This window comes from Enterococcus sp. HMSC078F03 (genome assembly GCF_001811595.1).
Classification (GTDB): Bacteria; Bacillota; Bacilli; order Lactobacillales; family Enterococcaceae; genus Enterococcus; species Enterococcus faecalis.
The window spans coordinates 94,899-107,872 of record NZ_KV805554.1; the positions used below are offsets into that span (position 1 = coordinate 94,899).

General features: G+C 37.8%; 12 protein-coding genes and 1 tRNA gene. 3 read left to right on the top strand and 10 right to left on the bottom strand.

Annotation, left to right across the window (positions count from 1 at the left end):
* Positions 1-2 precede the first annotated feature (2 nt).
* The 3 genes from HMPREF2810_RS05305 to HMPREF2810_RS05315 form a co-directional block, all read right to left on the bottom strand.
* On the bottom strand, positions 3-536 hold the full coding sequence (locus HMPREF2810_RS05305) for an NfeD family membrane protein (protein WP_002369505.1): 534 nt from the start codon (positions 534-536) through the stop codon (positions 3-5).
* A gap of 182 nt (positions 537-718) precedes the next feature.
* Entirely contained in the window at positions 719-3,355 is a 2,637-nt protein-coding gene (locus tag HMPREF2810_RS05310) for an FtsX-like permease family protein (protein WP_010715133.1), read from the bottom strand.
* A gap of 9 nt (positions 3,356-3,364) precedes the next feature.
* Entirely contained in the window at positions 3,365-4,066 is a 702-nt protein-coding gene (locus HMPREF2810_RS05315) for an ABC transporter ATP-binding protein (RefSeq protein WP_002363831.1), read from the bottom strand.
* 160 nt (positions 4,067-4,226) lie between these two features.
* Here HMPREF2810_RS05315 and HMPREF2810_RS05320 point away from each other — a divergent pair, with 160 nt between their 5' ends.
* Complete coding sequence (locus HMPREF2810_RS05320; RefSeq protein ID WP_002363828.1) at positions 4,227-4,886, top strand: DNA/RNA non-specific endonuclease; 660 nt, start codon at positions 4,227-4,229, stop codon at positions 4,884-4,886.
* A gap of 13 nt (positions 4,887-4,899) precedes the next feature.
* Entirely contained in the window at positions 4,900-5,286 is a 387-nt protein-coding gene (locus tag HMPREF2810_RS05325) for a hypothetical protein (RefSeq protein ID WP_002419803.1), read from the top strand.
* Between the two features lie 42 nt (positions 5,287-5,328).
* On the opposite strand, the gene nagA is transcribed toward HMPREF2810_RS05325, so the two are convergent.
* On the bottom strand, positions 5,329-6,477 hold the full coding sequence (gene nagA / locus HMPREF2810_RS05330; protein ID WP_002357814.1) for an N-acetylglucosamine-6-phosphate deacetylase: 1,149 nt from the start codon (positions 6,475-6,477) through the stop codon (positions 5,329-5,331).
* A gap of 100 nt (positions 6,478-6,577) precedes the next feature.
* Positions 6,578-7,405, bottom strand: a complete 828-nt coding sequence (locus HMPREF2810_RS05335) for a helix-turn-helix domain-containing protein (protein ID WP_002381942.1) — start codon at positions 7,403-7,405, stop codon at positions 6,578-6,580.
* Positions 7,406-7,582: 177 nt separating this feature from the next.
* Between HMPREF2810_RS05335 and HMPREF2810_RS05340 the strand changes: the two genes are divergently transcribed.
* Complete coding sequence (locus tag HMPREF2810_RS05340; RefSeq protein ID WP_048942124.1) at positions 7,583-7,759, top strand: hypothetical protein; 177 nt, start codon at positions 7,583-7,585, stop codon at positions 7,757-7,759.
* A gap of 65 nt (positions 7,760-7,824) precedes the next feature.
* Here HMPREF2810_RS05340 and HMPREF2810_RS05345 read toward each other — a convergent pair whose 3' ends face one another.
* The 5 genes from HMPREF2810_RS05345 to HMPREF2810_RS05365 form a co-directional block, all read right to left on the bottom strand.
* A complete protein-coding gene (locus HMPREF2810_RS05345) occupies positions 7,825-9,042 on the bottom strand; it encodes a pyridoxal phosphate-dependent aminotransferase (protein WP_002357817.1) in 1,218 nt (405 codons plus the stop codon).
* A 246-nt stretch (positions 9,043-9,288) separates the two neighbouring features.
* Positions 9,289-9,372 (bottom strand) — tRNA-Leu (locus HMPREF2810_RS05350).
* A 68-nt stretch (positions 9,373-9,440) separates the two neighbouring features.
* Complete coding sequence (locus tag HMPREF2810_RS05355; RefSeq protein ID WP_033600782.1) at positions 9,441-9,902, bottom strand: SprT family protein; 462 nt, start codon at positions 9,900-9,902, stop codon at positions 9,441-9,443.
* Positions 9,903-9,928: 26 nt separating this feature from the next.
* A complete protein-coding gene (locus HMPREF2810_RS05360) occupies positions 9,929-12,121 on the bottom strand; it encodes a Tex family protein (protein ID WP_002381943.1) in 2,193 nt (730 codons plus the stop codon).
* Positions 12,122-12,218: 97 nt separating this feature from the next.
* Positions 12,219-12,953 carry a metallophosphoesterase family protein gene (locus HMPREF2810_RS05365; RefSeq protein ID WP_002377683.1) on the bottom strand — a complete coding sequence of 245 codons (735 nt, stop codon included), beginning with the start codon at positions 12,951-12,953 and terminating at the stop codon, positions 12,219-12,221.
* Between the last annotated feature and the right edge of the window lie 21 nt (positions 12,954-12,974).

A 12,974-nucleotide genomic window follows, 5' to 3' on the forward strand; every position in this document is an offset into this window, starting at 1 on the left:
CTCTATATTTTTAGACTGCCTTCGTAAGGAATGACATAACAAACCCGTTCTTTCAATTCAATAATCAATACCTCACTACCTCTTGGCGCAGCCACTTCTTGTGGCACATAAAATGCTGCTGGTCGACTTAACGAACCTGTGACACTCTTCAATTGAATCTCGCCCATTCCTTGGACAGGAATTGGGGTAATCACAGTAGCAACACGACCCTCCATGTCTTTTTCCGAAATAGAAATTGTGGCCTCCGAATTTTTCAAAGGGACCAACACATAAAAATTTAGGAAGAAAACAATAATGGTTGAAAGAATACCACTGACAATTAAAATAAGCCAACTATTCACCGCTGTTAATTCTTCCCCAAGGTACCCAAACAGCGAGGTAAAAGCAATCCATGGAATAATCAGCATTGGGTCCACCGGTCCATCAAAATTAAAAACATCCCCAAAAATAATTAGTAAAAAAGCGAGGACCGCGCTCCCCACTAATGCATAAAAATAAACCGTTTCCAATGGTAGACCTTCTAACACTTTTCCCACACTCCTTTCTGTGCTATAACCTAGTAATAGTGTACCAATTTTTAAATAAAAAGAGTAGTAATTTCCAAATAAATCTCAAAAGATACATCTTAAGACCTATTTTTTCTTAATAAAAGAAGCAGCAATAAACGAGCAGTCCTAGAATTATCGAACTTCTACGGACTGCTCGTTTTTAAAATGTGCTATTCATTTGATTTTAACGCTTCAATCATATTGATTTTCTTCAATTTCCGATGCATAATGACCATCACAAACAACGTGAAACACATGGTGATGACTGCGGAATACAGATAACTTGGCCAATGAATAATTGGCGAAAACATAATTAAATCAACTTCAACGGTTGCTAAAATATATTGATGCAAAATTTTCCCAAAGAAGCAGCCAACAATAATACCAATGAACGTTAAAATAATGTTTTCACGGTAAACATAGGTGGTGACTTCACGATCGTAAAACCCTAAAACCTTAATCGTGGAAAGTTCTCGAATCCGTTCAGAAACATTAATGTTGGTTAAATTATATAACACAATTAACGCTAAAGAACCAGAAACAGCAATTAGTACCCAAATGACAATATCAAGGCTTTTCAGCATATCATCAAACGAACCTTTCATCGCAGTTAAAAACGTAATGTTCAACACTTTCGGCTGTTTTGTCAACGCCTCTCCGATTGAGGTTTCTTGTTTTGAGGATAACTTTTTGTCAAAAAGTAGGAATTCTGTATTATACTCCGGCTTCTGTGTCGTCATCGTCTGGTAGAGTTTCGGCGTCATATAGACAAAATGACCCGTGTAGTTCTCTGCAATCGCGGCAATTTTCACGTGATAGGTTTGATTATCACTATTTTCTAAATTTAATTGATCTCCGACTTTATAGCCGAATAATTTAGCTAATTTTTCATTAATGATTACACCGTCATCGTTGAGGGAATATTTTTCTCCAGTGACTCGATCATTAAATAATTGAAACTCAGCCATTTTCGAAGGATCTTGTGGCACATAAAGAGTAATATTTTGAGTTGGTGCACCTTGGCCCTTCGTTTTAAAGATTTCTGAATATAACGGAATTGTTTTATTCAAACCATCCAGTTTGCGCAACGTTTCTTGATACTTTTTTGTCTCTTCAGGTGTTGTTTGCTCTTTAAAAGTCACGACTGCTTGGTAATGCCAGATTTTATTAAATTGAATTGTAGCGACATCCACAATTGAATCGCGTAAACCAAAACCAACAATTAACAGCCCCATACAACCAGCTATTCCGATAACGGTCATCAGCATCCGTCGTTTATAGCGGAACAGATTTCTAGCGGTCACTTTTTGAATAAAGCTCATGCGTTGCCATAAAGGGCGGATTCGTTCTAGTAAAATCCGTTGGCCTGCTTTCGGCGCTTTGGGTCTTAGCAAGGTAGCTGGGGTACTTAATAAATCGATTCTTAATGTCACCAAGGCCGCTCCCACAGTACAAGCTAAGGCTACAACGATGCCCCATAGACTGTAATTTAAGTACCACGGTGTAACTAAATCAGGAATATTGTACATTTGACCGTAGGCATCAAAAATTATTTTAGGGAATAGATAATAGCCAACTGCCAATCCTAATAATGCACCTGTTAGGCTAGCAACCGTTGCATAGGTAATAAAAATCGAAGCAATTTCACGATTACGATAACCTAAAGCTTTCAAACTACCAATTTCCATTCTTTTTTCTTCCACCATACGTGTCATGGTAGTTAAGCTGACTAATGCCGCAATTAGGAAAAAGAACAACGGGAATAGCGTGGCTAAAGAAGAAATCCGATCAGCGTTATCTTGATATTCAGAAAATCCTGGATTGTCTTCCCTGGTAAAATAATAATACGTTGGGGCTTTCAAATTGGCTAGCTCTGTTTCTTTTTCAGCCAACAGTTGTTCCTGTTTAGCCAATTCGTCTTTTTGCTTTTCAAGCATCTCAGCTGGAATTCCTAGTTGTTGCTCCAACTGCGCAAGCGCTTGTTTTCCCGTTTCCAGCGCTTGTCGACCTTGGTTAATGTCCGGCTGAGCCGAATCACGTAGGGCGGCAACCTGTTCTTCTGGCCGATTTTTCAGTGCCTCTTTTACCTGATCCAAGGCCTGCTCTCTTTTCTTTTCATAATCAGAGGAATACGTATTTTGATGTTTTAATGAACGAAATGAGATTAGCAATTCTGGATACCGTTGACTGTCAAAGGCTTTTTCCGAAACCACGCCAAAAAAGTTTAACGTTCCAGAACCGACCGTTGTGGTTCCCCTGGATGTATTATCAATATATTCTGGTGAATTGATAAATCCAACAACAGTAAAATGAGTTTGTGTCAGCCCTTTTTCTTTAATCGCTGCATCGTTTAAAGTGATTTTATCACCCATTTTATAGTCATATCTAGTTTTCGCTAATGTATCTAATGCAATTTCATTTGTTTGTTTAGGTAACCGACCGTCAACTACTTGATAGTTAACCGATCCTGCTTGATTTTTTCGATAGCCAAACAATTTTACTGCATTATTTTGCGGCCCAATCGTGGCATCTATTGTATACCGCGGCACAACTGTTTCGACATCTTTTAAAGACTGTAGTGTTGTTAAATCTTTCTTTTCCAGTCCCATTGTAGAAATTATTCGCGCATCTGGAAGCTGCTCTTTCTGGTAATAATTATTCGCGGTTTTAATCATATCTGGGCCAGTAGCTTTCAAACCAACAAAGACCATTACACCAAGGAAAATAATCCCCATAATCGATAAAAACCGTGTAGTAGATTGTCTAATTTCACGTAAGCTTGTTTTAATTAGCGCTGTTTTCTTCATTTTAGGCACCTACCATTCAATTTCAGCAACCAATTTAGGCTGATCATTCACAGTCATTTCACGAACTTTCGCATCATTAATTCGAATTACCCGATCGGCCATTTCTGCAATGGCTGAATTATGGGTAATAATTAAGACGGTCGTTCCTGTTTCACGAGCAGTGTTTTGCAAAATGGTTAAAATTTGTTTCCCTGTTTCATAATCCAGCGCTCCTGTCGGTTCATCACATAAAAGTAACTTGGGCTTTTTAGCAATCGCACGGGCGATGGTTACTCGTTGTTGTTCACCACCAGAAAGTTGCGCTGGAAAATTATCTAAACGTTCCCCTAAACCCACCGATTGTAAAACATTGGTCGAATCCAACGCATCCGCAACGATTTGCGAAGCCAATTCGACATTTTCTTTTGCTGTTAAATTTGGGACTAAATTGTAAAATTGGAAAACAAACCCGACATCATTGCGGCGATAAGTGGTTAATTGTTTCTCTGAAAACTGAGCGATATCTGTACCATCAATAATAATTTCCCCTTCATCACAGCTGTCCATTCCACCAAGAATATTTAAAACAGTTGATTTTCCAGCACCGCTGGGGCCTAAAATAACCGCTACTTCTCCTTTTTCCACTTCAAAAGAAATGCCGTCATTCGCAGTAATAGTTGTCTCTCCCATTTGGTAACGCTTGTATTCATTTTTGACTTCAATATAGGCCATCCACTATCCCTTCCCTTCTACATTAAAATAGTAACATATCTGAGAAAACAAGTCTTTCAAAGAAAAGCCTTTTTTGATTTTTTAGCAAATTTACGTATAATAGAAAAGATGGTCCACTTAAATTTGGACTATTGCAAGTATAAAATTAGAGGAGCACGTTATGGCAAACAGAAAGAAGAAACCACCATTTAATTCAACCATCATGCTGATTGGCGCATTAATCATTTTAATTTTAGGCGCGGTTGGCGTTAAAGTTCCTGATGCTTTACAAGATTTATTTAATGTTCAACCACAAACAACCACCCCCTCAAGCACACCAGCACCAAAAGGAGATAATCCTGGACCCATTGAAAATGGTAAAGCCACATTTTCAGCAGAGGAATTAAAGGATAGCTCAAACGGCTGGATTACTTATCATTCACTAGATCGTCTAAAACGAGCGACAGGCGCTGATGCGCTATTAAAACCCGCAATGGTCAATACAGGAACTTCCGCTAATAAAGATATTCGACCAGCTGGTTTCATTTCAGGAAAAGCTAATCATTCGCGTGGCCACCTAATCGGCCGTCAAATGGGAGGCAGTGGTGATGATCCACGTAACTTAACCACCTTGTATCAGAATCCTGTCAACACTCCTTATATGACGAAATATGAAAATCAGATTCGGGCAGCTCTTGATCGCGGCGAAACCGTTCGCTATCGCGTGACACCTGTATATAACGGAAACGATTTGTTGGCTGAAAAAATCATCTTAGAAGCCAAAAGCCTTAAAACAAATTCACCCATTGATTTTTCAGTAACTATTTTAAACAAACAATAAGGAGGAACTTTCATTGGATTTTGAACAGCTAAAAGAAACATTACCCGATGCAAAACCACAAACATTTTTGCAAGCAATCCTCTCTCAACCTCAAGAAGAGGATGCTGAATTAACTTTCAGTGAAGAAATTGATGAACAGTTTGTCGAAAATTGTAAATTTTTAGCCTCTCCGGAAACCATTTCTGAAACAGATGTGGAACATTGGCGCGAACAAGACTTTTTAGTTGTCGCCCAAAGTTTAGATGGCGATTATCTAGCAGGCACTCTGGAGCAAACCTTTGTGATTCCTAGCTCCCTTTACAAAGAGGATATTGAGCAATTTGACAAGCAATTAATCGATTTTTTTATTGCCTACGAGAACAAAGAAATCACTTCTGCGATTTTACCAAAAGAATTATAAAAAAAGCTTGCGGATAAATTTCCGCAAGCTTTTTCTTGTGTCTTATGCTCGATAACGTTCAACGCCATCTAAATAAGTAGCTGCTAATTCCATGGTTGGTTCTAATACGATAAAGTCAGCATCACGACCATTTGCAATCATGCCGCATTGATCATCAATTTTACAGCTGATCGCAGGAACTAATGAAGCCATCATAATTGCTTGTGCAGGTGTTGCAATACCCCAATCAACTACATTTTTAATTGCTTCTTTTAGTTTTAAAATACTTCCTGCTAAGTTCCCAGTATCCAAACGAGCCGTTCCTTCTGCTACCACAACAGGAAATTCACCTAAATTGTAGTTGCCATCTGGCATACCGCCAGCCATCATGCAGTCTGTAATTAACGCAACGTGATCATGGCCCGCTTTTTCCATCAATACTTCAGCCGCTTGCGGATGTACATGGTGTCCATCACAAATTAATTCAGAGAAAACGTGTTGTAACGTTAACAATGCACCAACCATCCCTGGTTCACGGTGATTTAAGCCACGCATCCCATTATATGCATGAACAAAAACGCTAGCGCCTGCTTCAACTGCCACATCAGCTTCTTCTAAGGTCGCATTACTATGGCCTAAAGCAACAACGACACCTTCATCTGTAACGGTTTCAACAAATTCTTTCACACCATTACGTTCTGGTGCCAACGCAATTTTCTTAATAATTCCGCCTGAAGCTTCTTGCCATTCGTGGAATGTATCAAGGTCTGGATCTCCAAAATAACTTGGATTTTGTGCGCCTTTATGTTCTTCAGTAAAGAAAGGTCCTTCAAAGTAAATCCCTTGAATTTTTGCACCAGGTACTTCTTGGTAGACTTGACCAATCGTACGTGCAACGTCTGTTAAACGTTCTTTACTTGAAGTTAACGTTGTTGGTAAAAATGAAGTTACACCACAAGATAATAAGCCTTCAGACATCACTTTAATGCCTTCTGCATCGTTATCCATTACGTCATGATTCATGTAACCATGAATATGAGTATCCACTAAACCTGGGGCAATCCATTTGCCTTCCTCACGAATAATTTTTACGTCCCCTTGCGGTTCATCTTTTGTATAATTACCAAAGATACCATCCGTAATTTCTAAATAACCAGGTCCTTTAACATCGCTTTTTAAAAAGAACTTGTCTGCAAAGATAAATGTTTTCATCTTCATCCTTCTTTCTTTATTTTACTTACTTCAAAAGTACTCTTAATCAGTACAAAAGTCAAGAAATGGTGTAGACCTTTTAAGCAATTCTGAGGATTTTTTAAAGATTGCCACTTTCCACATTTTTCATTTGTTGTGCTAAGTTTAGATAACGTTCTGCTTCTTCGTGTTTATTCTTTCTCATTAAAACTAAATATTTTAGATTTAATAATTCACTTAAATAATAATAACTATTTTTTTTGCGGGCCCAAGTAATTCCTTGATCCACATAAATTTCGGCATCTTTTTCTGTATAATTTTTGAATAAGAAATCAGCATAATTAAAAAATATTTTCGTTAACTCTGCATTACTGCGTTCATTTGGCAATTGATTAAAATAATGAATACTCAAACTTAAAAATCGTTCTGCTTCTACTCGATTGCCCATGTAACCATAAGTGGCACCTAGACAACTAATTAATTGAATCTCTAAATCAGAAACATTTAATTTATCGGCTTTATAGGTGAAAGATAACCCTTTACGCAAGCTAGCAATAGCTTTTTCATAATCATTTAGAACAAACAATTCACAACTACCTAAATAATAATAATATTTTTGCCAGTCCGTATCTAAATACAATTGTTCTTCAATACGATTTTCCTTTAAATAATTTAATAATAATTGATATTTTTTATGGCGAAAATATTCAGCCATTTTTTCAAATGAATACGTAACAACGTGCACATCACCAGATTTATAACGCATAATCTGGTCAACAGTCACACCTAAACGATCACAAAGTTGTTGCATTACGAGAACGTTTGGCAACTCTTCATTGTTTTCAATGCGACTTAAAACACTTTGCGAACAGATGTCTTCTGATAACATTTTCTGTGTCAATTTTCTATTTTTTCTAATTTCTTTAATAACTGCACCTAAAGAATTCATCACAATAGCTCCTATTTATATCGGCCATTTTCCTTGCAAAATGGGGATTTTGTCAAAATATGCGAATTCGCATTATGCTTTTATTGTACTTTATTGCATAATATACTGCAAGAACATTATCTAAGGTTTTCTTAGAAAATAAATAGGTTCATTTTTATTAAAAAGGAGTGTTATTGTATGGCCGAAGAGAAAAAGGTTCACTTCATTTGGGAAAAAACAAATTATTCAGGCTTTGTGGAGAAGGAGTATGAAAATTCTTATCTCATCGTAGTAGCAAATCCTAGTCCTGATATGGAAGAAAAATATACCAACCGAATAATTATTAGTAAAAAAGCATGTGAAACCGCAGAATAGTATTGTTGATAAAACAAGAACTACCAAAAAATAGCTTCGTTAGAGGCTATTTTTTGGTAGTTCTTTTATTTTTGTTTGTAGGTACTTAAAAATTCACGCATTTTATCTGCTGTAGTTTTTAAGTCTTCCATCTTCGGTAAATAAACAATACGGAAGTGATCGGGTTGTTGCCAGTTGAACCCACCACCATGGACTAATAAAATATGATGTTTGTGTAAGAAATCTAAAACAAATTTTTCATCATCATAAATGTCAAATTTGGCCGTATCAATTTTCGGGAAAATATAGAAAGCTGCTTTAGGCTTCACGGCTGATAAACCAGGAATATCATTTATCGCATTGTAAATAAATTCTCGTTGTTCGTAAATTCTGCCACCTGGCAAAAGTAAATCATCGACACTTTGATAGCCACCTAATGCGGTTTGAATGATTTGTTGTGACAACACATTTGAGCATAACCGCATGGAAGCAAGCATATTTAGCCCTTCGATATACCCTTTTACTCGTGATTTATCTCCACTTAACACCATCCAACCGCATCGGAAGCCTGCCACTCGATGTGATTTTGACAAACCATTCAATGTTACGACAAATAAATCAGGTGCTAATGTAGCAATCGGTACATGAACCAAACCGTCCATGACCAAACGATCATAAATTTCATCGGAGTAAATAATTAAATCATTTTGACGTGCCACTTCGACAATTTCTAGTAATAACTCTTTCGGATATAAAGCACCAGTCGGATTATTTGGATTTATAATAACGATTGCTTTTGTATTCGAAGTTATTTTTGATTTTATATCATCAATGTCTGGATACCATTCTGCTTGCTCATCACAAATATAATGAACAGGTGTACCGCCCGCCAAAGAAACAGAAGCAGTCCATAAAGGATAGTCTGGCATTGGCACAAGTACTTCATCGCCGTTATTTAACAAGCCTTGCATACACATGGTAATTAATTCACTCACGCCATTACCAGTGTAAATATCATTAATCGTTACATTAGGAAATTTTTTTAATTGGCAATATTGTTCAATCGCTTTTCTTGCAGAAAAAATACCTTTTGAATCGGAATAACCTTCTGAATCGCGAACATTCACAATCATGTCGCGCACAATTTCATTTGGGGCATCAAAACCAAATGGCGCTGGATTCCCTGTATTTAATTTCAAAATACGTATGCCCTCTTCTTGCATGCGTTCTGCTTCTTCTAAAACAGGACCACGGACATCGTAACTTACGTTATTTAATTTATCGGATTTTTTAAAATTTCTCACACGGACTCCCTCGCTTCACAAATTTATACTCTAAAGTTACGCCAACTATAATGAAAAAGCAATAATAAATATCAGAATTTAATAAAAAATTGATGGTTTTTCCGTAATAAACAAGAGCGTGGGACAAAAATCACTTTGGATTTTTGCTCCACGCTCAAAAACTGATAAACGGCGGGAACAGAAGCAACTCCTTCTTATTTCTCGGAGTTAAACACTTCTGTCCCGACCTTTTGTTATACTAGTTGATGCAGATGATGGGACTCGAACCCACACGGACATCTGTCCACATGACCCTCAATCATGCTTGTCTGCCAATTCCAACACATCTGCATTTTAAGAGCACTTATTTATCCTAAAATAATTACTGGTCTTTGTCAAGATAACAAAGACCAGAATCGTTAGATTTGTTCTTTTTTCACTTGCCAGGACAAACGCCCATGACATTTTCCGCAGACATATCGTGTCGTATCAATTCGTCGTTTTCTGAGGATGACTTCTCCACAAGACTGACATTGGTACTGATGGAAAACTGCTTTTTTCCGTTCTACTAGAGGCGGTGCATAACGGGCACCGCCAGTCTTAGCCAATAACTCTTTAAAGTCCTTATCTTTATGCTGATAGCCTTTGCCAGCTAAATGTAAATGATAGTGACATAACTCATGCTTAATGACTTTTTCCAGTTCCTCTTGTCCATACTTTAAAAAGACAGTTGGATTAAAATCCAGGTGATGCGAAGCTAAATGATAGCGACCGCCCGTAGTTTTTAACCGCCGATTAAATGTAGCTTGATGCAGAAAAGGTTTCTGAAAAAATACGATTGAAATTTTTTCCACTAGCGTTTGAAGCGCTTGATCTGTCATCAAGACTGGTTGAGACTCTTTCATTGTTACTCTTTTCTATCAGCCCGAGGCAACATGGTTAAACTAATACGCCCCTTTTTCAAGTCAACATCTTCTACCCAAACTGTGACTACATCACCCACCGCAACAACATCCGTTGGGTGCTTAACAAATTTAGGACTTAACTTAGAAATGTGGACTAAGCCATCTTGCTTCACACCAATATCGACAAACGCACCAAAGTCAATTACGTTTCGAACAGTCCCTTGCATTTCCATTCCTGGTTTCAAATCTTCCATCGTCAACACGTCTTTACGTAAAAGTGGCGCTGACATCTCATCGCGCATATCACGACCTGGCTGGATTAAACTAGCAATAATATCCGTGAGTGTTTCTGAACCCACTTCTAACTCAGTAGCTAATTGATTCACTGGTAACTGTTTCAATTTTTCGATAGCTTCTGCTGTCCCTAATTCTTTAGAAGCAATCTCTGCTTTTTCTAAAATTGCTTGTGCTACTGGATAACTTTCTGGGTGAATGCCAGTGTTATCTAACACATTTTTGCCATTAGGAATTCGTAAAAAGCCAATTGCTTGTTCAAATGCTTTTGGTCCTAAACGAGGTACTTTTTTGACTTGATTTCGTGCTGTAAAGACACCATTTTCATCACGATAAGTGACTAAGTTTTGCGCCGTTGTTTTATTTAAGCCAGAAATATGTTGTAAAAGTTGAGCACTCGCTGTATTCACATCAACACCAACTTGGTTTACCGCAGTTTCTACAACAAAATCCAATTGCTCGGCAAGACGTTTTTGCGATACGTCATGCTGATATTGACCAACCCCGACTGCTTTGGGATCAATTTTTACTAATTCTGCCAACGGATCTTGTAAACGACGTGCAATGCTGACCGCACTTCGTTCTTCGACTTGTAAATCAGGAAACTCTTTACGAGCTACTTCACTCGCAGAGTAAACGGAAGCCCCTGCTTCATTAACAATCACGTAAAAGACGTCACGCTTCACCGCTTTTAATTGCTCTGCCACAAACAATTCAGATTCACGACTTGCCGTTCCGTTTCCAATAGCTACCATGTCCACTTGATAGTCTTCAATGATCTTTTTAAAGGCTGGACCAGCGGCTTCACGTTTCGCAGCAGTCGCTGGTTTATGTGGATAAATCACTTGAATTGCTAAAACTTTACCCGTTTCATCGACAACTGCTAATTTACAGCCTGTCCGATAAGCCGGGTCAAATCCTAGAACAACTTTTCCTTTAAGTGGTGACTGTAATAATAAATTACGTAAATTTTCACCGAAAATTGCAATCGCTTGTTCATCAGCTTTTTCTGTTAATTCATTGCGAATCTCCCGTTCAATCGCTGGTCCAATAAATCGTTTATAGCTATCTAAATAAGCAGCCTCAATGTATGGAGCAGCAAAACTTGTTGCTTGTTTGCCGATTAGTTGACGTTGGAAATAATCATTAATTTTTGTTTCATCAGCGACAAGTGAAACCTTTAAAATGTCTTCTTTTTCACCACGATTCGTTGCTAAGACACGGTGCGGCACCATTTTGCTAACTGGTTCTGCAAAATCGTAATACATTTCATAGGTCCGCTTTTCGTCTTTTTCTTCATCCTTAACTACGCTAACGTATTGCGCATGTTTAACCATATAATCACGTAACCATGTTCGGTATTTTGGTTCATCGCTAATACGTTCTGCTAAAATTTCATGAGCACCTTGCAAGGCTATCTCGGCGGTTGCAACTTCTTTTTCTTCATTAATAAAAGTAGCCGCTTTGGCTAAGATATCCGCGTTTTCAGGTAAAGAGAGCAACCAATCTGCTAATGGTTCCAACCCTTTTTCTTTCGCGATAGTCGCTTTAGTCCGACGTTTTTGTTTATATGGTCGATACAAATCTTCCACTTGTTGCATTTTTACTGCTTTTTGAATATCTGTTTTGAGTTCTTTTGTTAGTTTTCCTTGCTCTTCAATTAAACGGAGAACTTCTTCTTTCCGCTTTTTCAAGTTTTGTAGATAATGATAACGTTCTTCTATTTCACGGATTTGGACTTCATCTAAACTTCCAGTCATTTCTTTCCGGTAACGGGCAATAAAAGGAACTGTATTTCCTTCATTTAATAAAGTTAAAACCGTTGTTATTTGTTTTGAACGATACGTTGTCAATTCTTTTTGAAGTAGCGCTACTACTTCTTCGTTATAAGCTTCTGCCATTAACTAGATACCTCTTTTCTTATGCATACTTATCTATTTTAGCATATTTTTGCTTCTAAATATAGAAGTGAGGTAACTGATTCGTGCGATTAAGGAATCAAAATTCTGGTTGCCACGCAGGGGTGCGTTTTTGATATTCGATATCTTGGACAATGCCTTTTTCATTAAAAATCACACCATGCACAGAGCCGCCAAAAATAGCACCACCATCTATCCCAATTTTTCCATCACTTTGCCAAAGGTCCGTGGTCTGCATATCACCATGTAACATCGGAGTAATGGTATGCCCAAAAACAATGGTCTTGCCTGTATTATTTTTCCCTTGATGAAAGGGTTCGCGAATCCACAAAAAATCCTTAGGTGCCGTTTGCCGCCAATCTTCCATCGTTAAATCAACCCCAGCATGCACAAATAAGTAATGCTGCCATTCAAAATAAAGTGGTCGTTTTGTTAAAAAATCAATTAACTCTGGATAGCGACTACGGATCATTAAGGCCATTTCTGTTGGTGAGTATTCTGCAGTAGCTCCTGGATGCAAGAGACTTTCAATTGTTTCCTTGCCACCATTGCGAACATATCCTGCAAACCAGTCCTCTGGATTTTGAAGAAACTGCAAAAAATATTCTTCATGATTGCCTCGTAAATAAACAGCGCCGTGTTGCTCGACAAGTTCTTTTCCTTTGAGAAAACAGGCTTTAGAATGCGGACCACGGTCGTTTAAATCACCAATTAAAACTAGCTGATGCTCGACTGGGTCATAGTCTGTGAGTAAGGCATCAAACAAATCTGCTTGTCCATGAATATCACTGATTACATAAACATATGGTTTCATAAATAAGCCCTCCTAACTTGC

Coding starts and splice junctions, on each gene's coding strand:
- HMPREF2810_RS05320 (WP_002363828.1), top strand. CDS start 4,227: ATGGCAAACAGAAAGAAGAAACCACCATTTAATTCAACCATCATGCTG.
- HMPREF2810_RS05355 (WP_033600782.1), bottom strand. CDS start 9,902: ATGACAGATCAAGCGCTTCAAACGCTAGTGGAAAAAATTTCAATCGTA.
- HMPREF2810_RS05315 (WP_002363831.1), bottom strand. CDS start 4,066: ATGGCCTATATTGAAGTCAAAAATGAATACAAGCGTTACCAAATGGGA.
- HMPREF2810_RS05335 (WP_002381942.1), bottom strand. CDS start 7,405: ATGAATTCTTTAGGTGCAGTTATTAAAGAAATTAGAAAAAATAGAAAA.
- nagA (WP_002357814.1), bottom strand. CDS start 6,477: ATGAAAACATTTATCTTTGCAGACAAGTTCTTTTTAAAAAGCGATGTT.
- HMPREF2810_RS05340 (WP_048942124.1), top strand. CDS start 7,583: ATGGCCGAAGAGAAAAAGGTTCACTTCATTTGGGAAAAAACAAATTAT.
- HMPREF2810_RS05360 (WP_002381943.1), bottom strand. CDS start 12,121: ATGGCAGAAGCTTATAACGAAGAAGTAGTAGCGCTACTTCAAAAAGAA.
- HMPREF2810_RS05365 (WP_002377683.1), bottom strand. CDS start 12,953: ATGAAACCATATGTTTATGTAATCAGTGATATTCATGGACAAGCAGAT.
- HMPREF2810_RS05310 (WP_010715133.1), bottom strand. CDS start 3,355: ATGAAGAAAACAGCGCTAATTAAAACAAGCTTACGTGAAATTAGACAA.